Origin of the sequence: Bacillus sp. SH7-1, assembly GCF_008042405.1 — a bacterium.
GTDB lineage: Bacteria > Bacillota > Bacilli > Bacillales > Bacillaceae_G > Bacillus_A > Bacillus_A thuringiensis_N.
Genome location: NZ_QNUD01000005.1, coordinates 404,693 through 427,426 on the forward strand (window position 1 = coordinate 404,693; position 22,734 = coordinate 427,426).

Consider the following 22,734-nt stretch of genomic DNA (forward strand, 5'->3'; position numbering starts at 1 on the left):
AAGGGGTTTTCATCTTTGGCTTATAATGACAAAAGTCAAATTACATTTTCTGTACAACATTTGATTGAAAGAAATACAAAACAAAGAAAAAAAACGCAGCGAATCAATCGAATAGTTCCGTTATTACTAAAAATAATTGCTAGCGTATCTATTGTGACGACACTTGGAATTATTTTTACGTTAGCAAATGAAACAATGATGTTTTTTCAAAAAATACCATTACACTCCTTTTTGACGGAGAAAGAATGGTTACCTTTTTTTGAAGATCCTAAATTCGGTATATTACCACTTATATGTGGAACGGTCCTTGTAACCGCAATCGCCATGCTCGTAGCAATTCCTATCGGTTTAGCGTGTGCTGTATTTTTAAGTGAATATGCTTCAAACAGTGCAAGGAAAGTATTAAAACCGATGTTAGAACTATTAGCAGGTATCCCGACAATTGTATATGGTTTTTTTGCATTAACAGTTGTCACACCGCTTTTACAACGGATTATACCAGATTTACAGTTTTTTAATGCGATTAGTCCAGGTATTGTTATTGGGTTTATGATGATACCTACAATTGCATCTCTGTCTGAAGACGCAATGAGAGCTGTAGCGAAAGGAACGAAAGAAGCTTCGTTAGCACTTGGAGCAACTCGGTTTGAGATGGTAAAACAAGTCGTGTTTCCTTCGGTTTTTACAGGGATTATGTCAGCGATTATATTAGCCGCTTCCAGGGCAATCGGTGAAACAATGATAGTTGTAATTGCAGCGGGATCCACACCGAATGTATCGCTCGATCCGACACACTCTATTCAAACGTTAACAGCCTATATTGTGCAAGTGAGTTTAGGTGATGCTCCACATGGAACAATTACTTATTACAGCATGTATGCTGTAGGTGCAACGTTATTCTTTTTTACTTTTATAATGAACATCATTTCGCAGTCTATTATGCGCCGCTTTAGGAGGCTGACATAATATGCGAATGTTGAATCATAAAAAAATACAAGAAAATATGGCATCACGTTTTTTAAAAGATCGAGTTTACAAATTGTTATTTTATATAGCAATTTTGTTTTCAATAGTAATACTACTTATTTTGCTTTTTCAAATTTTTGAAAAAGGTATAAGTTACCTTTCGTTAGATTTCTTTACAAACTTCGCTTCGCGTAATCCGAAAGAAGCTGGGATTGCTGCAGCTTTGTCAGGAACAATATTATTTATGAGTATTGTTATACCAGTCTCCTTTATATTTGGAGTCGGAACTGCTCTTTATTTAGAGCAATATGCGAAGGAATCTATATTTAAAAAGGTAATAGAAATTAATAATCAAACGTTAGCAGGTGTACCTTCCGTTGTATTTGGATTACTTGGCTTAACTATTTTTGTATATGCTCTTCATTTAGGTGAGAGTATCATTGCGGCTGCACTGACGATGAGTTTACTCGTCTTACCGACAGTTGTTGTAGCGAGTCAAGAAGCGATACGATCTGTACCAAGTTCATTATTAGAAGCTTCTTACGGATTAGGTGCTACGAAGTGGCAAACGATGTATCAAATTGTATTGCCATATGCTTTCCCAGGAATTATAACGGGTTGTACGTTAGCGATATCGAGGGCGATTGGAGAAGCGGCACCGTTATTAGTTATCGGGGCACTTGCATTTGCAAATTATGTTCCATTTAGTATGTTTGATAGATTTACAGTTTTACCAATTCAAATTTTTAATTGGATGAGTAGACCGCAAGAAGAATTTCAGTATGTAGCAGCTGCTGGGATGATTGTTTTGTTAGGTTTGTTGCTCTTTATCAATATATTTGTCCTATGGTTACGAAATCGAAAATAAGTTGGAAATGGATGAAAGGGGAATTCAAATGGTAGCAACAGTAGTAAATGTACAGGTGAAAAACGAGGAGAAAATCGAGACTGCGCCAAAGAAAGTAGTATTTGATACGAAAAACTTAAATTTATGGTACGGAGAAGACCATGCTCTAAAAGATATTAACTTAAGCATTCATGAGAATGAAGTTACAGCAATTATCGGGCCAAGTGGTTGTGGTAAATCAACGTACTTAAAAACATTAAATCGTATGGTAGAGCTAGTACCGATCGTACGAACTACAGGTGTAATTGAATATAGAGAGCGCAATATATTTGATAAAGCGTATCCAGTTGAAGAATTAAGAACACATGTAGGAATGGTGTTCCAAAAGCCAAATCCATTTCCGAAATCTATTTATGAAAATGTAGCATATGGCCCGAAAATCCATGGTGTTCGTGACAAGAAAACGTTGGATGAAATTGTTGAAAAAAGTTTACGTGGAGCAGCGATTTGGGATGAGTTAAAAGATCGTTTGCATGATAATGCATACGGTTTATCCGGTGGACAGCAACAACGTCTATGTATTGCACGTTGTTTAGCGATTGAACCAGACGTTATTTTAATGGATGAGCCAACATCAGCACTAGATCCAATTTCAACATTAAAAGTAGAAGAATTAATTCAAGAGTTAAAGAAAGATTTTAGTATTGTTATCGTAACGCATAATATGCAACAAGCAGCACGTATTTCAGACAAAACCGCCTTCTTCTTAAGTGGGGAAGTTGTGGAGTATACAGATACAAACAAATTATTTACGACACCTTCAGATAAGCGTACAGAAGATTATATTACAGGCCGATTTGGTTGATATCACTAGCAAGGCTAAGAGCCAATGCCCTCTTAACGGAGGGCATTTCTTATTTTACCTCATTTCGATAGAGAAGTAATACTTCTCCTATCTTAAGGATTATTACATGTAGGCTAGATAGGAGATTTATATATATAATGGCACATAATATTGAGGGGGAAGAAACAATGGTAAGAGAACAGTTTCAATGTGATTTAAAAACATTACAGCAAAAGGTGATTGAGCTTGGCGAACTAGCGAGAGAAGCTTTATTGCTTGCTATGGAAGGTCTTCATAAAAAGGATGTAGAGAAAGCATTAGAGGTAATAGATGGTGATTATCGTATGGATACTTTAGAAGAGGAAATAAATGACCTTGCGCTTATGCTTATTACGAAGCAGCAACCTGTAGCAAGTGATTTAAGAAGGATTTTCATTTCAATTAAAACAGCGACAGATTTAGAGCGTATTGCAGATCATGCTGTTAATATTGCGAAATCAACAATTCGCCTAGGGGAAAAAGAAGTGGCTGTTAGTCTGCACAATCTTGATGAGATGTTTACAATTGCAAATAAGATGTTACAGTTAGCGTTAGAAGCATATGAGCAAGAAAATTTAACTTTTGCGAAACAAATTGCCGAAATGGATGATTCTGTTGATGAAATATACGGGAAAGCAATTCGTGAATTTATATCTTCAGTTCCAGAACAACCAGAGGCAATTACACAAATTACACAATTATCCTTTGTAGCGAGGTATATTGAGCGTGTAGCAGACCATATTACAAATATTGCTGAAAATGTTTTTTATTTAGTAAAAGGAAAGCATTACTTATTAAATGAATAAAGAAAAAAGCAGGTGAAACATCACCTGCTTTTTTTTGTCAAAACATGACAAAAAAAGCTCGTTGTTTCCTTTAGTTTATGATGATAAGATGTATCATAATATAATGGAAAAAATAGGACATATATGTTGTTCGCTTAGTAAGTAATATTTTACTAAGTTAATAGTAAGCGCTTTCTTTAGGCGTTTAAAAGGTACATGTATATAGGGAGTTTTACCGCCTGTCAAAGCACGAGTGGTCAGGGCTCATAATCAGTGCGAGAGGAACAAACCCCACACTGATTAAAGTTTTATTTTATACTGCTAGTTAATGCGGGGTAGATAATATACATATCGTATATGAAGTTACTGAACATTATATAAGTGGAGGCTGAAGTATATGAAGGGGGTTATTTTAGCTGGAGGAAAAGGACGACGCCTTAGACCATTAACATGTAATACTCCAAAGCCGATGTTGCCATTATTAGAAAAGCCAGTTTTGGAATACAATATTGAATTATTACGTCAGCATGGTATTCGTGACATTGCAATTACTGTTCAATATATGAGTACAGCCATTAAGCAATATTTTGGTGACGGTAGCAAATGGGGCGTTAACTTGTACTACTTTGAAGACTCTCCTCCGCTTGGAACTGCAGGGAGTATTAAACAAGCGGAAAAATTTTTAGATGAAACGTTTGTTGTCATAAGTGGAGATGCGTTAACTGATTTTCAATTATCAGAAGGAATTACGTTTCATGAACAAAAGAAAAGAATGGTAACTATGTTTGTAAAAGAAGTAGAAAACCCACTCTCATTCGGTTTAGTTGTAATGAACAAAGAACAAGAGGTTACACGATATATAGAAAAACCGAGCTGGAATGAAGTGGTCTCTAATATTGTGAATACAGGTATATACATTATGGAGCCAGAAATTTTTTCTTACATACCGCCCCGGAAATTTTTTGATTTCAGTCAAGATGTGTTTCCGTTATTAGCAAATAAGAACGCATTATTTGCATATTTGTCAGAAGGTTATTGGTTAGATATCGGTACATTTGATCAATATCGTCAAGCACAATTTGATTTGTTAACGAAAAAATTGCAAGTACCTATTCCTTACACAGAAGTATTGCCGATGGTATGGATGGGAGAAGGCGTCACGATTGGAAAAGGAACGAAAATTCACGGCCCTTCTTTTATTGGAGAAGGAGCAAAAATTGGTGCAGGAGCTATAATTGAACCGTACTCTATTATCGGGAAAAATAGTATTGTTTCAAGTTATTCTCATCTTCAAAAAAGTATTGTTTTTGCAAATGCGCACATTGGGAAGTATTGCGAGCTATTGGAAACGACAATAGGAGAGCATACAATAGTTGAAGATGACGTTACACTGTTTCAAAAAAGCATTGTAGCGGATCATTGCCATATAGGGAAAAGTACGGTAATTAAGCAAAAGGGGAAACTATGGCCATATAAGGCAATTGACAGCTATTCGATAGTAGGATCGGCTGGTGTTCAAGAAAGTGAAAAGAGTGCAGGATGGTTGCAAAAAAGTCGCATTGTAGGAAGAGGTAATGTTGAGATTACTCCTCAATTTATTGTAAAGGTTGCGATGGCGTACGGATCCCTTTTTGCTAAAGGAGAAAGTATATTAATCGGGAGTCAAGAACATGTAGAAACGACTTCTTATAAAAATCTCTTTCTTCATGCGATTCATGGTATTGGGATTCATACGATGGAATGCAAAGAAATGAACGAGTCGCTTTTTCAGTATAGTATCCAGGACTTGCAATGTGCAGGTGGGGTTTTCATTCAAGTGGAAAATGAAAAAGAGGTTGTTATAAAGTTGTATGGTAAGGATGGGGTACAATTAACGTATAAGCAGCAAAAAGCGATAGAACAAGTATATATGTCTGAGTCGTTTTATTACGCTTGTGAGAAGCAAATGGGACGGAATAAGCTAGTCCACGTTTCTTTACATGATTATATAGAGGCTGTATTAGAACGCATTGATATTGAAAAAATACAAAAACAGAAGTTTCATCTTCTTATTAATAAAAGAAATGATATGTTACAACATTTACTTATGCTCTTTTTGCAAAGGCTCGGATGCACAGTTACGTGGATTTATGCGGGCGAGCAAAAGGATCATGTGAAAGCCTTGATGAAATCAAGTAAAGCAAATATGGCACTTATGTTTTCGGAGCAAGGAAATTATTTCGAGTTATATGATAATCATAGTAATATTTACCAAGGTACAGATTTTGAAGAGGTAGATATTCCAGATCTATTACTTGAATCGGCAGGAAGTATTTACCCAATGTCTTTGAAATTAGGAGAATGTTACCTTCTATTTTATACGCAGGATGAAAAGAAGTCGTTTCAATCGAGATGGAAGAGAGATATTTTATATCGAATAGGAAAATTATTTGAGCTAATAGCATTGCAGGGAAAAACATTTCTCAGCATAGTAGAGCAATCGCCTCCACTTTATTTACTGTGTGATGAAGTTGTATGTTCATGGAATGAAAAAGGGAAAGTAATGAGGAAATTATTAGCTGATATGGAAAGAAAAGAAGAAGGTATATTTGAAGGAGTACAGTTCAAATATACCGAAAAAGAGTGGTCTTATATCGTTTCTGACACAAAACAACCGAAATTTTTAGTGTATTCGCATGCTAGAAACCCAGTAATAGCAAGGGAAAACATGAAAAATCTTATAGAAAAAATTAGACAATATCAAAAGGTGTAGAATTTTTATTTTAAAAGTGGTATTATAGTATAGTCTGATTTAAGTTATTAGTACTGGAGGGAAATAAGAATGCGTGTGAATATTACTCTAGCATGTACAGAATGCGGAGATCGTAACTATATCTCAAAGAAAAACAAACGTAACAACGCTGAGCGTATCGAGCTTAAAAAGTATTGCAAGCGTGACAAGAAGTCTACGTTACACCGTGAAACAAAGTAAGCAGTAGGAATATTTTCCTACTGTTTCTTTTTTTATTCGATTCCTTTGTTAAAAGTGATACACTATCATCATAGAGTAAAGTGTCACTGTAAGGGGGAAAGATGTGTGAAAGAAGAGAAAATACGTTTGCGTAAACAAATAATAGAACACATGAATTCTTTATCAGAAGAACAGTATGCAACTTTATCAGAGCAAATTGCATTTTCGTTGTATGCCCAAAAAGAGTGGGCTGAGGCTAAAATAATTGGAATTACTCTTTCAATGGAAAATGAAGTGAATACATATCCTATCATCGAAAAAGCTTGGGAAGAAGGAAAGAAAGTTGTTGTTCCAAAGTGTAACAAAGGAACGCGAACGATGTCTTTCCGACAAATTAGTAATTTTGATCAATTAGAAACAGTGTATATGAATTTACGTGAGCCGATTCCAGCGCTTACGGAAGAAGTGAATGCGGATGAAATTGATCTTCAAATCGTACCAGGCGTAGTTTATACAGAGCGAGGAGAGCGAATTGGATATGGCGGTGGCTATTATGATCGTTATCTCGTGCATTATAAAGGGAAAACGCTATCATTAGCTTATGATTTTCAAATGGTAAAACATATTCCAGTAGAGCCATTTGATAAAAATGTCGAAAAAATTATTACAGAAAAAGGAACAATGGTTATAAATGGGCTTGTATAGACAAATAAAAATTGACGAGTCTTTTTCTTCTTGATTATAATAAAATATGTGAACGTTTTCTTATTATAATTTTTTATAGTAAGTGAGCATAGAGGGTGATGAAATGATATCTATTTATGATATTCAGCAATTGCTAAAGAAATTTGGTACGATTATTTATACGGGTGATCGAATTGCAGATTTACAATTAATGCAAGATGAATTGCGTGAATTAAATCAATCACAGCTAATCGATCCACAAGACTATCAAACAGCTTTATTTTTATTGAAGCAAGAAATTCAAAAAGAGCTAAATAAGAATTAGATAAAGGTAGGTAAGCAACATGGAAGAGAAATGGTTAGTTGGTGTTGACCTTGGTGGTACAACGATTAAATTAGCATTTATTAATGTGTATGGTGAAATTTTACATAAGTGGGAAATCCCTACGAATACAAATGAGCAAGGAAAACATATTACGCTTGATGTAGCGAAAGCTATTGACAAAAAGTTAGAAGAGTTAGGTGAATTAAAAAGTAAGTTAATCGGCATTGGTATGGGAGCTCCTGGTCCTGTACACGTGGCGTCTGGAATGATTTATGAAGCGGTTAATTTAGGATGGAAAAACTATCCGTTAAAAGATTTATTAGAAGTAGAAACAGGATTACCTGTTGTTATTGATAATGATGCAAATTTAGCAGCGCTTGGTGAAATGTGGAAAGGTGCTGGTGAAGGAGCAAAAGATTTAATTTGTATGACACTTGGAACGGGTGTTGGCGGCGGTGTAATTGCCAATGGTGAAATTGTACACGGCGTAAGCGGTGCTGCTGGTGAGATTGGACACATTACAGTCGTTACAGAAAATGCTTTCCCATGTAATTGCGGGAAGTCTGGTTGCCTAGAAACAGTAGCATCTGCAACGGGTATTGTACGTGTTGCTATGCAAAAAATACAAGAGACTGATAAAGAGAGTATTTTACGTTCTATGTTAGCAGAAGAAGGGCGTATTACATCAAAAGATGTATTTGAAGCACATGGACAAGGTGATGAACTAGCTGGTGAAGTAGTAGAAAAAGTAGCTTCTTATTTAGGATTAGCTGTAGCGAACCTTTCTAGCACGTTGAACCCAGAGAAAATTGTTATTGGTGGAGGCGTTTCTAAAGCTGGAGATGCACTACTAGAGCCAATTCAACGTTATTTCGAGCAATATGCTTTCTCACGTGCTGTAAAGAGCACGAAGCTAGCTATTGCAACACTTGGTAATGATGCAGGTGTTATCGGAGGAGCGTGGCTTGTAAAAAAGCACAAATACGAAGCGAAGATGATATAAGTTGTGAACTATGAAAAGAGGAAGGGGAAACCCTTCCTCTTTTTGTGCGAAATCTTGATGAAGAATAACATGTAAATGAATTAAGCTGCTGGTGGGTACCCGTTATATAGAACAGTCATGATTGTAAACCATCCGAAAACGAGTACAGTTGCAATTGCAAAGCCGCCCGCGAAAAAATTCTTTTCGCGAAGTGTTCTAAGCGTAGCAAATACAGCTAACAGAGTGACAAGCGTAAAAATAATAACAAGGCCCATACAATATCCTCCTCTGTCTACCCATTCCTTAATATGAGTTTTTGGAATATTTACTCTTTTATATTGTACATGTTTTAAAAATGATTGTCGAGATAGCATCCTTTCTTTTCCTAAGAGAAAAAAATGTTGTATCATTGAAAGTAAGTTTAATAATTGGAGGAGATTTTCATATGAAATGGATACAAATGCCGTTAGGCCCATTACAAACAAATGCTTATATTTTAACGAATGATCAAAATGAGTGTATTATCTTTGATCCTGGTCATGAAGGAGAGAAGCTTGTTACATATTTACAAGAAGAACAATTAAAGCCACTAGCTGTTTTATTAACACATGCTCACTTTGATCATATTGGTGCTGTTGATGCGGTAAGAGACGCTTTTCATATTCCTGTGTACGTACATAAAGAAGAAGCAGATTGGTTAGGCGATGCAACTGTAAATGGCTCTCAAATTTTTATGATGAATCGCAGCATTACAGCAAAACCAGCAGATCATATTATTGATACAGAAGGTGTATTAGCAATTGGTTCATTTAATTTTGAAATTTTTGAGACGCCAGGACATTCTCCAGGCAGTATTTCTTATTATTGTAAAGAGGCGAATGCTGTATTTTCTGGAGATGTATTGTTCCAAATGAGCATCGGAAGAACGGATTTACCTGGTGGGAGTTTTGCTGAATTGATTGGAAGTATTGAAGAAAAATTATTTGTGTTACCAGATGAAACAGCGGTTTTATGTGGACATGGTCCAGAAACAAGCATTGGTTTTGAAAAAGAAAATAATCCATTTTTACAGTAAGGGGTCATTATGGGGATGGAGCTCATTTTTAGAAAATGGATGGAAAAAGAAAAGGATTATTCGATTTCATATAGTACATATATGAACCTTGCGTTATACGCAGAGGAACATGGCTATTATATGAAAGAGCGTGAAAAAATTGGAAGACAAGGGGATTTTTTTACAAGTAGCAACGTATCCTCTGTTTTTGCAAAGACCTTTGCTAAGTTTTTTATTCGTCTTGTTGAAAATGGTGAAGTTAATCCGAATATTTGTGAGATTGGTGGGGGAACAGGAAGGTTTGCCTATGATGTTTTACAAGAATGGAAGCAATTATCTCCGGAAACCTTTATTGATTTAAACTATTCAATGATTGAAATGAGTCCTTTTCATAGAAAACTACAGCAGAAAAATCTTGGTTCGTTTTCTAACGTGTCATATTATACGTCGCATAGTGAAATGGGAGAATCGTTCGAAGGGATTCTTTTTTCGAATGAGTTATTTGATGCATTCCCTGTTGAAGTAATTGAGAAGAGAAATGGAATATTGAATGAAGTACGTGTTACGTACACAGAGGAAGGGAAACTTGCAGAAGTATGTAGACCGTTACATAAAAGAATTGGTCGATACTTATTGAAATATAATATTCATCTTGCAGAAGGTCAGCGTTTTGAAGTGCCGATTGTGATGGAAGAGTATATAAAAGAAATTGCGAAATGGTTTCAACGAGGTGTATGTATTACAGTTGATTATGGATATACAAAAGAAGAATGGATGCATCCTGCACATCAAGAAGGAAGTTTACGAGGGTATTACGAGCATAAGTTAATCCGTAATCCTTTAGCACATCCAGGTGAAATGGATCTTACTACTCATATTCATTGGGACGAACTGAAAGAGATGTTTAGCCTGCAAGGTATGAATACGGCATGGCATAAGAAGCAATCTGAGTTTTTGTTAGCAGCAGGAATATTAGACCAGCTTACAAATCACCAAGATAGGAATCCTTTTTCTGAAACTCAAAAACAAAATCGAGCAGTTCGTTCTATGATTTTGAGCGGAGGATTAGGGAGTGCATTTGATGTTGTTATACATACGAAACATATGCAACAGTTACACTTGGATCGGTATTTAAAAATATAAAAAACAAGACACAGAATATTTCTGTGTCTTGTTTTTTAATACGACTTATGTAGTATCATATATTTCCTCTCATGATATATATTTATATTAAAGATATGAGATGAAAAATATAAAATACGTCCTTTTTCTCTGTTTATTAGTCCCTAACCTAATAATACACGAACGAGCTGAATAATTGTCTCGTTTTCTACTTTGTAATAAATTTCCAATCCTTTTCTTTCACTTGAAACGATTTTAGCACTCTTTAACTTTGCTAAATGCTGTGAAATTGTAGATTGTGGCATGTTTAAGCCAGTGTACATTGTAGAAACGTTGCTTGGACCACGTTCAATTAATCCTTTTACAATACATAAGCGAACAGGATGAGCAAGCACTTTCAATAATTCTGCATTGCTTTCATATAGTTCTATTTCTTTTTGAAAGGTTTCTAACATGTTCTTTTCCACCTCCGTGTGAGCTGTTATACCATATTATTCATACCAAAAATTTAAAGAAAAGAAAACAGTTGTTGCAGAAAAAAAGTCCTAAAGTAAAGAAATTGTAAGAAAAGAGACCCTGATGTAAATAAAGTAGATGATTTAGCACGGTTTTGTAAAATGACATTTTTGGGTGAAAATTTCGATGCGTTTTAAAAATTGAAAGATATAGATATATTTGTAACACAATCTTATCATGATTTTCTTATTCTTTCAAATGAATATACAAAATTTTTAAAATAATATGACAAAGGAATTATAATAATATATATAGAATATAAAACAGGTTAAAAAGAAAAGAAGCTGAATATAATCAGCTCCTTTATGGTGATAGCAAAATATTTGAGCATAGCTGATAAATCTTAGAATTACCAAGAAATTAGTAATGTATTCTAGCCTTCTTCTTTTATCAACTTTAAAAATCTGTGGTTCCATATATTCTCATAAAAATCAATTGTCTCTTTTGCGGACATAAATGGATTATTTAACGTAGACGTTGCTTTCTGTACCATGAAGTTTTCGTATCCTATCCCGTGGGCAAATTTTATCGTAGCGTCCATACAGTATTCTGTTTGGGCACCACAAAATTCAATGCGCTGTACAGATAATTGGTCTAAAATTTCTTTTAAGTTTGTTTTATAAAATGAATTTGCATGTGTTTTTCTTACAAAAAAATCTTGTTCTTGAACATCTAGATCAGCATGAATAGCCCAAGGTTCTCTTTCAGGTACTAAATCATCATCACAATGTTGAACGAAAATGATTGGTTTGTTTGATTTTCTGTATGAAGAAATTCTTTTATTTACTTTTGTAAGTAAATTTTGTAAATCGAATAAATGCTCTTCGCTATAACATACTCCATTTTGTAAATCGATAACGATTAAAACATCTGCATAAGTATCCATTATTTTTGCCCCTTTTATTTCTTAATATATCAATTAATTTATTACTTGGAAATGGATGGTGCCCTATTGTTTTTTTATGAACTATACGAAAAGTAAAAAGTATACTCGAAAACATAAAAAGAAGATATGAAAATTTAATTTCATATCTTCTTTTCTTTCTATGCATTTACAGGCTCTTCCACATAAGAAAGGGCATTTTCAAAATCGGATATTAAATCATCAACATTTTCAAGGCCGACAGATAAACGAAGTAATGAATTAGAAATCCCTCTTTCATCACGAGCTTCTTGCGACAGTGCTGCATGTGACATTTTAGCTGGGTAGGAAAGGATCGATTCGACAGCACCTAAACTAACTGCAAAAACAGGTAACTTTACTTTTGATAGAAATTGGCGGAGTGCGTCTTCTGATTGTAAAGTGAAAGATAGGACAGCTCCGGCTGATGTAGCTTGAGATTGTTGAATATCAAATCCGAGATGTGTTTGTAAGCCAGGATAATAGACGTTTTGAACTTTAGCATGCTCTTGTAAATAATGTGCAATTTTATTGGCATTTGTAGCTGAATGCTCAAGACGTACATGCAATGTTTTTAGACCGCGAAGCACGAGAGAACAATCTTGAGGTCCTAAAATGGCGCCGAATGCATTTTGTAAAAATCCAATTTTTTGAGCAAGTTCGGAATCTTTTACGACCGCTAATCCGGCAGTAACATCACTATGACCAGCAATGAACTTTGTAGCACTATGAAGAACGATATCTGCTCCAAGTTCAAGTGGTTTTTGGAATAGTGGTGTCAAAAATGTATTATCAACAAAGGTAAGAGCGCCAATAGATTTTGCAAGCTTAGAAACAGCGCGAATATCCGTTACCTTTAAAAGTGGGTTAGAAGGTGTTTCTACATAAAAGAGTTTTGTATTTTGTTTAATGTTTTGCTGTATTTCTTCTAAATTGGTCATATCAACAAACGTATGTGAAACACCGTAACGGGAGAGAACCTCAGTTATCATTCGGTAAGTGCCTCCGTATACGTCTTCTGAAATGAGTACGTGATCACCTTGTGAAAGAAGGAGGAATGCAGTAGAAATTGCTGCAATGCCTGATGCAAATGCGAATCCCTTTGTTCCACCCTCTAATAAAGTAATGATATCTTCAAGAGCTTCACGAGTTGGATTTCCTGACCTGCTATAGTCATATTTCCCGAACGTATCTACATCAAACTGATGGAATGTTGATGTGTTATAGATGGGAACGTTAACAGCTCCTGTTTGTGAGTCATGTTTATATTGGTTGTGTAGTAAAAGTGTATCTATAGAATAACTCATATTCTTACACCTTCTTTTACAAGTTTAATGGCTTGCTGTAAGTCTTGAATTAAATCGTTACTATTTTCGATGCCAACGGAAAATCGAAGAAGACGATTACATACACCGTTTGCTGTTCTGATTTCTTCAGGAATATCAGCGTGTGTTTGTGTTGCTGGATAAGTCATTAAACTTTCAACACCACCGAGACTTTCAGCAAATGTGATTAAGGATAAAGATTGTAAGAATGGATTAATCCATGTTTCATCTTTAAGACGAAATGAGATCATGCCGCCTCTTCCTGGATAAAATACATCTGTTACCCCGTCCTCATCATTTAAATAAGCAACAACTGCTTTTGCATTTTCTTCATGTTGTCTCATGCGAAGAGCTAACGTTTTCATACCACGAATTAATAGCCATGAGTCAAATGGGCTTAAGACCGCACCAGAGGCATTATGATAATGAGCGATTTCCTCACAAAGTTCCTTTCCTTTTGCAACGACTAGTCCGCTTAGGACATCGTTATGTCCTCCTAAATATTTCGTTGCACTATGAATTACAATGTCGGCACCTTCTGTTAATGGCTGCTGTATATAAGGCGTGTAGAATGTGTTATCTACAATAAGAAGTAGTCCGTGTCTTTTCGCTACAGTTGCGACAGCGGCAATATCAGTAACTTGCATTAATGGATTTGTCGGAGTTTCTATGAAAATAGCTTTCGTTTCAGTTGTGATAGCTTGCTCAATTTGTTTAATAGATTGTGTATTTACGTATCTACATCGAACGTTCCACTTTTTTTCGTGCTCAGAAAATAATCGATAAGTGCCCCCGTATAAATCTTCAGATACAATAAGTTCGTCTCCGGAGCGGAATAGGGAGAGGACGAGGAGAACAGCTGCCATCCCTGAACTACAGGCATAACCTTGTTCACCGTATTCTAAATCTGCAATTGCCTGTTCTAAAAGGCCGCGAGTTGGATTGCCAGTTCGTGAATAGTCAAAGCCAGTAGATTTGCCAATTCCTTCATGACGATAAGCGGTTGAGAAATAAACAGGTGGGTTAACCGTTCCTGTTGTAGTTTCGCTACGATTTCCGATTTGTGCTAGTTTTGTTTCGATAGTTGACATGTGAAAATTCCTCCTTTTTAAATTAACAATTAAGTGAATGTAAAATAAAAAAAGCCTTCTAAGAAGAAGGCTTTCGGTTTGAATAGAGTCTTCTTCTCATCTGTCAAATCTTTCACAATTTGCTGGAATTAGCACCTTATTAACAAATGTTAATGGTTGCTGAGGCGTCATAGGGCCAGTCCCTCTACCTCTCTAGATAAGAATGTTCGTATGAAATTTTATTATGTTTTTAACTTTACAACAAAAGATAATTGAATTGCAACTTTATTTTAAATAATTTTTATTTTTCCGCAACTGTCATTGACTTTTGCATTTATGCGTGCTAAATTTATTAAAAAATTAACAAACATTGTTAAAAGGGGAACGTATTTCCTTTTAGCTACATAAATAAAATAATAAAGACAACTCTTATTGAGAGCGGTGGAGGGAAAGGCCCTGTGAAACCCGGCAACCTTCAAACGAAATGTTTGAAACGGTGCTAATACCTGCAAAACGAATGTTTTGCATAATAAGAGGAGGAACAATTATGTCCCCCTCTTCAAAGTGAAGAGGGGGTTTTTATATTGATAGAAATGAGGGAGATTTGTGAAAGTACTAGATTTATTATCAAAAGGAATTGTAATAGGTGATGGTGCGGTTGGGACGTTATTACATTCACATGGTTTGCAAAGTAGTTTTGAAGAATTGAATATATCTGATCCAGATTTAATTATATCGATTCATAAGCAATATGTAGCTGCTGGGGCAGATGTGATTCAAACAAATACGTACGGAGCAAATGAAGCGAAATTACGTATGTATGGTTTAGAAAATCAAGTTACTGAAATTAATAGAGCGGCAGTAAAATTGGCGAAAGCATCTGTGACAGATAGAAATGCAATTTTAGGAACAATTGGCGGTATGAAACATATTGGAGCCGTTACAACTACTGATATGGAAAGAGAATTTATGCTACTTGAGCAGGCAAGTGCATTACTAGAAGAACAGGTTGATGGACTGCTATTAGAGACTTTTTATGATGAGTTTGAATTACTTCATGCTGTTCAGGTGTTACGAAAACAAACGAACATTCCAATTGTAGCCCAATTAGCGTTACATGAGGCAGGTACGACTCAAAATGGAAATGATGTAAATGAAATATTAAAACGGCTTTTAGATTACGGTGCAAATGTCGTTGGATTGAACTGCCAACTAGGGCCACTTCATATGACGGAAGCTTTTAAAATGATATCGATTCCGCAAAATGGTTACTTGTCAGCATATCCGAATGCAGGTCTCCCAAATTATGTGGAGGGACGTTACGTATATGAGGGGAGTCCAGCTTATTTCGAAGCGATGACACCGAAATTTATTGAGCAAGGCATTCGGTTATTGGGTGGTTGTTGTGGCACGACTCCAGAACATATTGAAAGTATGAAACGTGCCATTCTAAATGTTACGCCTGTAATAGAAAAAGATACGATTCAAAGACCAAAAGTAGTTCATACACACGAGAAACGTTCGAAAGCTCATGTCACTTTAGCAGAGAAAGCAAAAAAACAAACGACAGTAGTAGTAGAATTAGATCCCCCGAAAACGTTAGATACGCAGCGTTTTTTTGAAGGAGCAAGAGCATTGAAAAGAGCTGGAGCAGACGCTATTACTCTAGCAGATAATTCATTAGCATCGCCTCGCGTTTCGAATATGGCAATGGGAGCGTTATTAACGAAGCATGATATTCCAGTATTGACGCATTTAACGTGTAGAGACCATAACGTCATCGGGCTACAATCTCATTTACTAGGCTTATCAGCATTAGGTATGGAGGAAGTGTTAGCTTTAACAGGTGATCCAGCACGCGTCGGTGATTTTCCAGGTGCGACTTCTGTATATGATTTGTCCTCTATCGAGCTCATTAAAATGATTAAAGAAATGAATGATGGGCGCTCTATTTTAGGGAAATCAATAGGTCCAGCAACAAGGTTTTCAGTGGGAGGGGCGTTTAATCCGCATGTAAGACATTTAAAAGCAGCGGTTAAGCGAATGGAACGGAAAATAGATGCTGGAGCGGAATACTTCTTAACTCAGCCGATTTATGATATCGCGTTAATTGAAGAAGTATATGAAGCAACAAAGCATTTGGAACAACCTATTTTTATTGGGATTATGCCATTAATAAGCAAACGGAATGCAGATTTTCTTCATTTTGAGGTGCCGGGTATTACACTTCCTGAAGAAATAAGAGAGAGAATGGATGGACATGAAACGAAAGAGGCAGCAATTGAGGAAGGGATTCGCATTTCACAAGAATTGATCGATGCGGCGATGAAATATTTTAACGGCATTTATCTTATTACACCATTTCTCAAATATGAAATTACAGAACACCTTGTTAAATATGTGAGAGAAAAGCAAGAAGTGAAAGAAGGTATTAATTGATGAAATGTATAGAAGAGAAATTACAAAATAACATTTTAATATTAGATGGTGCAATGGGAACAATGATCCAGCAAGAGGACTTAACAGCGGAAGATTTCGGAGGTGAAGAGTACGAAGGCTGTAATGAATATTTAGTAGAAACAAGACCAGATGTTATTTTAAAGATTCATAAAGCTTATATTGAAGCCGGAGCGGATATTATTGAAACAAATACATTTGGGGCGACAAATATTGTATTAAGTGATTATGCGTTGTCTCATTTAGACGAGGAGCTAAATGAGAAGGCAGCGAGTTTAGCAAAGCAAGCTGTTATAGAAAGTGGGAAGGAAGTATATGTTGCGGGAGCAATGGGACCGACAACGAAAGCGATTAGTGTTACTGGTGGTGTGACGTTTGAAGAACTAATTGAAGCTTATACACGGCAGGCAAGAGGATTGCTGAAGGGAGAAGTTGATGTATTACTCGTTGAGACGAGTCAAGATATGCGTAACGTGAAGGCTGCTTATATTGGAATTCAAGCAGCTTTTGACGAACTAAATAAAATTGTACCTATCATGATTTCAGGAACAATTGAACCGATGGGAACGACTCTGGCTGGTCAAACAATTGAGGCTTTTTACTTATCGGTAGAACATATGAAGCCGTTATCTGTTGGATTAAACTGTGCGACTGGTCCGGAGTTTATGAGAGATCATATTCGTTCACTATCTGATTTGTCGGAGTGTTACATTTCTTGTTATCCAAATGCAGGTCTTCCTGATGAAGATGGACATTATCATGAATCTCCATCTTCTCTCGCTGAAAAAGTGAAGCGATTTGCTGAAGAAGGATGGGTTAATATTATCGGTGGTTGTTGTGGCACAACACCAGAACATATAAAAGCAATGAAATCTGCGTTAGATTCGCTTAAGCCGCGTGAACATCATGAACGAGAAGGGCATGGGGTTAGTGGATTAGAGGCACTGCAATATGATGATTCTATGAGACCGTTATTTGTAGGTGAAAGAACGAATGTTATTGGGTCACGTAAATTTAAAAGATTAGTAGCAGAAGGGAAATTTGAAGAAGCTGCTGAAGTCGCAAGAGCACAAGTGAAGAAAAATGCTCATATTATTGATATTTGTATGGCAGACCCGGACCGGGATGAAATAGAAGATATGGAAAACTTCTTGGCGGAAGTTACGAAAGTGTTAAAAGTACCGATTATGATTGACTCAACAGATGAAAATGTGATGGAGCGAGCTCTTACTTATATTCAAGGAAAAGCTGTTATTAACTCAATTAATTTAGAAGATGGAGAAGAACGATTTAAAAAAGTGACACCGCTTCTTCAGAAATATGGTGCAGCTATTGTTGTAGGAACAATTGATGAAGATGGTATGGCAGTAAGTGCGGAACGAAAACTTGAAATTGCGAAAAGAAGTTATGAGTTATTGACGACGAAATATGGTATACGCCCGTCAGATATTATTTTTGATGCACTTGTATTTCCGGTAGGTACAGGTGATGAAGAATATATTGGCTCAGCGGCAGCGACGATAGAAGGGATTCGCCTTATTAAAGAAGCGTTACCAGAATGTTTAACGATTTTAGGTGTAAGTAACATATCATTTGGTTTACCACCAGCTGGACGCGAAGTATTAAATTCTGTCTTTTTATATCATGCAACGAAAGCAGGATTAGATTACGCGATTGTGAATACGGAAAAATTAGAACGGTATGCGTCAATTCCTGAGGAAGAAAAGCGTCTTGCAGATGCATTACTTTTTGAAACGACGCAAGAGACGTTAGAAGAATTTACAAATTTTTATCGCGCAGCAAAAAAGAAAGATATCGTTATCCAAGAAACATTAACTCTTGATGAGCGACTAGCAAATTACATTGTAGAAGGTACGAAACAAGGGTTACACGAAGATTTAAGCCTCGCACTTACAGAAGGAAGAAAACCTTTGGATATTATTAATGGCCCACTTATGACAGGAATGGATGAGGTGGGACGATTATTTAATAATAATGAGCTTATCGTTGCTGAAGTATTGCAAAGTGCTGAAAGTATGAAAGCTGCTGTAAGTTATTTAGAGCCACATATGGAATCTAGCGATAGTGCAAAAAAAGGGAAAGTATTATTAGCAACTGTAAAAGGTGATGTGCATGATATTGGGAAAAATCTCGTTGAAATTATTTTAGCAAATAACGGATATGAGATTATTAATTTAGGAATCAATGTACGTTCGGATCGAATTGTTCAAGAAGTACAAGAAAAGAAGCCTGATATTATAGGCCTTTCTGGTTTGTTAGTAAAATCGGCTCAACAAATGGTAACGACTGCAGAAGATTTAAAAGCGGCAGATATTGATATTCCAATTGTTGTAGGAGGGGCAGCGTTAACGAGAAAGTTTACAGATAATCGCATTTCGCCATCCTATAAAGGGCTCGTATGTTATGCGAGTGATGCGATGACGGGGCTTGATATTATTAATAAGCTTCAAAAAGAAGAAGAGCGTGAGAAGATGAAGCAGGACAAAAAGGAACGTCATCTTCATATCGTAACAAAAGAAGAGAAGAAAGTAGAAATTCCAGCAGTAATTGAACCATTACCGAAATCAGAGGTTATGGTGCCTGATTCAACAAAACGAATTGTATTACGAGATGTTCCTGTTTCACATCTCGCACCATTTCTGAATAGACAAATGCTACTTGGACATCACCTTGGGTTAAAAGGAAGTGTGAAGAAGCTTTTGCGAGAGGGAGATAAAAGAGCACACGAATTAAATGATTTAATAGACGAATTATTGCAGGAAGGACAATCTTGGTTAAAACCAAAAGCGGTGTATCAATTTTTCCCAGCGCAAAGTGACGGACAAAATATTGTAATATATGATCCAGAAGATCATACGCGTGTCATAGAGCGTTTCACATTCCCGAGACAAGGAAAAGCACCATATCGTACTTTAGGTGATTATTTAAGACCAATTGGAGATGAAATGGACTATGTTGCTTTCCTATCTGTTACTGTTGGGGAAGGCGTTCGGGACATCGCTGAAGAGTGGAAGGCGAAAGGTGATTATTTACGCAGTCATGCCATTCAATCGTTAGCGCTTGAACTAGCAGAAGGACTTGCTGAAAAAACACATATGCTCATTCGCGATCGCTGGGGTATTCCAGATTCGCCAGAATTGACGATGGAAGAACGCTTCCGTACGAAATATAGAGGGATACGCGTGTCCTTCGGTTATCCAGCATGTCCAGAACTCGCAGATCAAGAAAAGCTATTTCGCTTAATTCATCCAGAGGAAATAGGTATTTCATTAACGGAAGGATTTATGATGGAGCCAGAAGCATCTGTAACGGCTATGGTATTTTCTCACCCCGAGGCCAGATATTTTAGTGTATTATAGTCTAGAAGGGGGAGACGTATGAAAAAAATAGTCTTTACAGGTGGCGGTTCGGCAGGACATGTAACACCTAATTTAGCCATCATTCCACATTTACAAGAACAGAATTGGGATATTTCTTATATTGGTTCTCATCAAGGAATTGAGAAAACGATTATAGAAAAGGAAGGCATTCCGTACTATAGTATTGCCAGCGGAAAGCTACGCCGTTATTTTGATTTGAAAAATATAAAAGATCCTTTTCTTGTAATGAAGGGTGCTATGGATGCGTATGTAAGGATTCGAAAACTAAAACCGGATGTGATTTTTTCAAAAGGTGGTTTCGTATCTGTACCAGTCGTAATAGGCGGATGGTTAAACAGGGTACCTGTTTTATTACATGAATCTGATATGACGCCAGGACTAGCAAACAAAATTGCGCTCCGTTTCGCTTCGAAAATATTTGTTACATTTGAAGAAGCTGCGAAACATTTACCGAAAGAAAAAGTAATTTATACAGGATCTCCTGTACGTGAAGAAGTAATAAGGGGAAATCGTGAAAAAGGTTTAGCGTTTTTAGGTTTTTCACGTAAAAAGCCAGTTATTACAATTATGGGAGGAAGTTTGGGCGCAAAGAAAATTAATGAAACGGTTCGAGAAGCGTTACCAGAACTTCTAAAAAAGTATCAAATTGTTCATCTTTGCGGAAAAGGTAATCTTGATGAAAGCTTACAAAATAAAGAAGGATATAGACAATTTGAATATGTACATGGAGAACTGCCAGACATATTAGCGATAACAGATTTTGTTATTTCACGTGCGGGCTCTAATGCCATTTTTGAGTTTTTAACATTGCAAAAGCCAATGGTTTTAATTCCGTTATCGAAATTTGCAAGTCGTGGAGATCAAATATTAAATGCAGAGTCTTTTGAAAGACAAGGATATGCTTCCGTATTGTATGAAGAAGATGTAACTGTGAATTCTCTTATAAAGCATGTTGAACAGTTATCTCATAATAATGAGATGTATAAAACCGCATTAAAAAAATATAATGGAAAAGAAGCGATTAAAACAATCATTCACCATATTTCAGAGGCATGATGAAAAAATCATGTCTCTTTTAGTAGGTTGAAAGATTCCAAGAAACGGTGTTTTTATGTTACAATAACAAATGGTTAGTAGGGAAATTCCAATTAATGAAGCGTGAAAATACGAATGGATTAGGAGTGACTGTGTTGGAGCTAAGTCTCTATGAAAATACTGCACTTATTATATGCTTTGTGTTGTACGTTGGTAGTGTTATTGTTTATATTTCAAGGAAATTTTCGCAAGAAAGAGAGCTTGAAAAATCAGAGATAACAGCTGAACTAGAAATGTTAGCTGATGAAAGTTATAAAAAGCAAAAAATAAAAGAAGATCATGAAGCATCCCATCATTTAAACGCAAATAAGTTTTAAAGATGGGGATTTTTTTTGGGGAAGTCGTTTTTATTATATATAGCAAGTAACGCTAAAACGGAGTTTCCCGTACATAAAGAAGGAGTGTATATAAATGAATTTTTATATCGCCTCGGGATTCGAAAAGAAACACCTTGTACGTTCTATAGCAAATGAACTGAAACATGCAGGTTGGCATCATACATATGATTGGACAAGAAACGAAAGAGCAGTAAATCAAGAACAATTAAGAGAAATTGGTCTGGCAGAAAAGAATGCTATCAAAGAAGCGGATGTCTTTTTACTTATATTAGATGGCGGAAACGGGAGTCATACAGAGTTTGGAATGGCGATTGCGCTAGAGAAAAAGATATATGTATATCATGAAGGAAACCCGCTCCAAACAACGTTCTATCATTTGCCAGAAATAAATATTTTTGAAGGAGATGCAGCTGAGTTTGCATCGTATGTTATGAATCATGTGAAATAATAGTAATTACCTAAAAGGTTATAAAAGCGATCTTTTGGGTACAGTGATGATAAGAAAAAGTATATAAAGGAGTTACATCATATGAAATTAGAAAATGGATGGGAAACGAGTTTTTTAGAAGTTGTACAAGGTAGTGAATTTAAGAAAGATGCACTTCTTAGTCAATTGCTTTGTGAGGATAGTGAAGAAGTTGAGGAGCTTGTTGATGATTATGGTTATGAAGAAATCATTGACCGTGAACATGATGATGAATTAGCTGATATTTTAGGAGAAGAACTTTTTAGTGAGATGGAACGACACGTATTCTTATCTTCACAGCCAGAAGAAAAGCTTATTTCATTCGTAAATGGATTAGGTTTTCATGTGTTAGATTGGATTGTTCTTCTTGAAACAGAATTTGGTATTGATAGTGCACACTTTACGTCGGACGCCGTGAAAATGTTAGAAAAGCGTTTTAGACAATTTCCATACATAGAAGATAAGACAATTTTTGATATGACATTTGGAGAAGCAATGGATGTACTAGAATCCATTACAGGATTACAACTGAAGGAAAAGATGAACGTATAATGTAAAAAAAGAACG

The 22,734-nt window shown here is 36.0% G+C and carries 22 protein-coding genes and 2 riboswitches; of the genes, 17 read left to right on the forward strand and 5 right to left on the reverse strand.

Annotated features, from left to right (window positions below):
• The first annotated feature begins 15 nt into the window (after positions 1–15).
• From pstC to glcK, 9 genes are all read left to right on the forward strand, one after another.
• On the forward strand, positions 16–966 hold the full coding sequence (gene pstC / locus DN390_RS05435) for a phosphate ABC transporter permease subunit PstC (RefSeq protein WP_147806758.1): 951 nt from the start codon (positions 16–18) through the stop codon (positions 964–966).
• A gap of 1 nt (position 967) precedes the next feature.
• On the forward strand, positions 968–1,834 hold the full coding sequence (gene pstA, locus DN390_RS05440) for a phosphate ABC transporter permease PstA (protein WP_060632284.1): 867 nt from the start codon (positions 968–970) through the stop codon (positions 1,832–1,834).
• Between the two features lie 28 nt (positions 1,835–1,862).
• Positions 1,863–2,678 (forward strand): phosphate ABC transporter ATP-binding protein, encoded by an 816-nt coding sequence (gene pstB, locus DN390_RS05445; RefSeq protein ID WP_060632283.1) that lies wholly within the window; start codon positions 1,863–1,865, stop codon positions 2,676–2,678.
• Positions 2,679–2,845: 167 nt separating this feature from the next.
• On the forward strand, positions 2,846–3,502 hold the full coding sequence (gene phoU / locus DN390_RS05450) for a phosphate signaling complex protein PhoU (protein ID WP_060633183.1): 657 nt from the start codon (positions 2,846–2,848) through the stop codon (positions 3,500–3,502).
• A 376-nt stretch (positions 3,503–3,878) separates the two neighbouring features.
• Complete coding sequence (locus DN390_RS05455; protein WP_147806759.1) at positions 3,879–6,233, forward strand: sugar phosphate nucleotidyltransferase; 2,355 nt, start codon at positions 3,879–3,881, stop codon at positions 6,231–6,233.
• Between the two features lie 69 nt (positions 6,234–6,302).
• Positions 6,303–6,452 carry a 50S ribosomal protein L33 gene (gene rpmG, locus DN390_RS05460; RefSeq protein ID WP_001265616.1) on the forward strand — a complete coding sequence of 50 codons (150 nt, stop codon included), beginning with the start codon at positions 6,303–6,305 and terminating at the stop codon, positions 6,450–6,452.
• Positions 6,453–6,557: 105 nt separating this feature from the next.
• Positions 6,558–7,136 (forward strand): 5-formyltetrahydrofolate cyclo-ligase, encoded by a 579-nt coding sequence (locus DN390_RS05465; protein ID WP_098264634.1) that lies wholly within the window; start codon positions 6,558–6,560, stop codon positions 7,134–7,136.
• A gap of 103 nt (positions 7,137–7,239) precedes the next feature.
• Positions 7,240–7,440, forward strand: a complete 201-nt coding sequence (locus DN390_RS05470) for a YqgQ family protein (protein ID WP_000623706.1) — start codon at positions 7,240–7,242, stop codon at positions 7,438–7,440.
• Between the two features lie 19 nt (positions 7,441–7,459).
• Positions 7,460–8,443, forward strand: a complete 984-nt coding sequence (gene glcK / locus DN390_RS05475; RefSeq protein ID WP_000391706.1) for a glucokinase — start codon at positions 7,460–7,462, stop codon at positions 8,441–8,443.
• Positions 8,444–8,523: 80 nt separating this feature from the next.
• Here glcK and DN390_RS05480 read toward each other — a convergent pair whose 3' ends face one another.
• Positions 8,524–8,697: a DUF2759 domain-containing protein gene (locus DN390_RS05480; protein ID WP_000524850.1), complete on the reverse strand. Its 174-nt coding sequence runs from the start codon at positions 8,695–8,697 to the stop codon at positions 8,524–8,526.
• Between the two features lie 170 nt (positions 8,698–8,867).
• Here DN390_RS05480 and DN390_RS05485 point away from each other — a divergent pair, with 170 nt between their 5' ends.
• On the forward strand, positions 8,868–9,497 hold the full coding sequence (locus DN390_RS05485) for an MBL fold metallo-hydrolase (RefSeq protein WP_060632280.1): 630 nt from the start codon (positions 8,868–8,870) through the stop codon (positions 9,495–9,497).
• Positions 9,498–9,506: 9 nt separating this feature from the next.
• Complete coding sequence (locus DN390_RS05490; RefSeq protein WP_147806760.1) at positions 9,507–10,619, forward strand: class I SAM-dependent methyltransferase; 1,113 nt, start codon at positions 9,507–9,509, stop codon at positions 10,617–10,619.
• Positions 10,620–10,762: 143 nt separating this feature from the next.
• On the opposite strand, the gene DN390_RS05495 is transcribed toward DN390_RS05490, so the two are convergent.
• The 4 genes from DN390_RS05495 to metI all read right to left on the reverse strand — a co-directional run bounded on the left by DN390_RS05495 (position 10,763) and on the right by metI (position 14,431).
• On the reverse strand, positions 10,763–11,053 hold the full coding sequence (locus DN390_RS05495; protein WP_000894375.1) for an ArsR/SmtB family transcription factor: 291 nt from the start codon (positions 11,051–11,053) through the stop codon (positions 10,763–10,765).
• A gap of 434 nt (positions 11,054–11,487) precedes the next feature.
• Entirely contained in the window at positions 11,488–12,000 is a 513-nt protein-coding gene (locus tag DN390_RS05500) for a cysteine hydrolase family protein (protein ID WP_060632278.1), read from the reverse strand.
• A gap of 158 nt (positions 12,001–12,158) precedes the next feature.
• Complete coding sequence (gene metC, locus DN390_RS05505; protein ID WP_147806761.1) at positions 12,159–13,322, reverse strand: cystathionine beta-lyase; 1,164 nt, start codon at positions 13,320–13,322, stop codon at positions 12,159–12,161.
• Positions 13,319–14,431 carry a cystathionine gamma-synthase/O-acetylhomoserine thiolyase gene (gene metI, locus DN390_RS05510; RefSeq protein ID WP_060632276.1) on the reverse strand — a complete coding sequence of 371 codons (1,113 nt, stop codon included), beginning with the start codon at positions 14,429–14,431 and terminating at the stop codon, positions 13,319–13,321. Before metI ends, metC begins: the two co-directional genes overlap by 4 nt.
• A 93-nt stretch (positions 14,432–14,524) precedes the next feature.
• Positions 14,525–14,634: riboswitch (SAM riboswitch) on the reverse strand.
• A 202-nt stretch (positions 14,635–14,836) separates the two neighbouring features.
• Positions 14,837–14,946: riboswitch (SAM riboswitch) on the forward strand.
• 70 nt (positions 14,947–15,016) lie between these two features.
• On the opposite strand from metI, the gene DN390_RS05515 reads away from it, so the two are divergent.
• The 6 genes from DN390_RS05515 (at position 15,017) to DN390_RS05540 (ending at position 22,719) form a co-directional block, all read left to right on the forward strand.
• On the forward strand, positions 15,017–16,849 hold the full coding sequence (locus DN390_RS05515) for a bifunctional homocysteine S-methyltransferase/methylenetetrahydrofolate reductase (protein WP_147806762.1): 1,833 nt from the start codon (positions 15,017–15,019) through the stop codon (positions 16,847–16,849).
• Positions 16,849–20,247, forward strand: a complete 3,399-nt coding sequence (gene metH, locus DN390_RS05520) for a methionine synthase (RefSeq protein ID WP_147806763.1) — start codon at positions 16,849–16,851, stop codon at positions 20,245–20,247. Before DN390_RS05515 ends, metH begins: the two co-directional genes overlap by 1 nt.
• An 18-nt stretch (positions 20,248–20,265) precedes the next feature.
• Positions 20,266–21,324: an undecaprenyldiphospho-muramoylpentapeptide beta-N-acetylglucosaminyltransferase gene (gene murG, locus DN390_RS05525; protein ID WP_147806764.1), complete on the forward strand. Its 1,059-nt coding sequence runs from the start codon at positions 20,266–20,268 to the stop codon at positions 21,322–21,324.
• 95 nt (positions 21,325–21,419) lie between these two features.
• Positions 21,420–21,680, forward strand: a complete 261-nt coding sequence (locus DN390_RS05530; protein WP_000817964.1) for a DUF3966 domain-containing protein — start codon at positions 21,420–21,422, stop codon at positions 21,678–21,680.
• A gap of 94 nt (positions 21,681–21,774) precedes the next feature.
• On the forward strand, positions 21,775–22,149 hold the full coding sequence (locus DN390_RS05535; RefSeq protein ID WP_097950567.1) for a nucleoside 2-deoxyribosyltransferase: 375 nt from the start codon (positions 21,775–21,777) through the stop codon (positions 22,147–22,149).
• Between the two features lie 81 nt (positions 22,150–22,230).
• Positions 22,231–22,719 carry a hypothetical protein gene (locus DN390_RS05540; RefSeq protein ID WP_060632271.1) on the forward strand — a complete coding sequence of 163 codons (489 nt, stop codon included), beginning with the start codon at positions 22,231–22,233 and terminating at the stop codon, positions 22,717–22,719.
• The last annotated feature ends 15 nt before the right edge of the window (positions 22,720–22,734 follow it).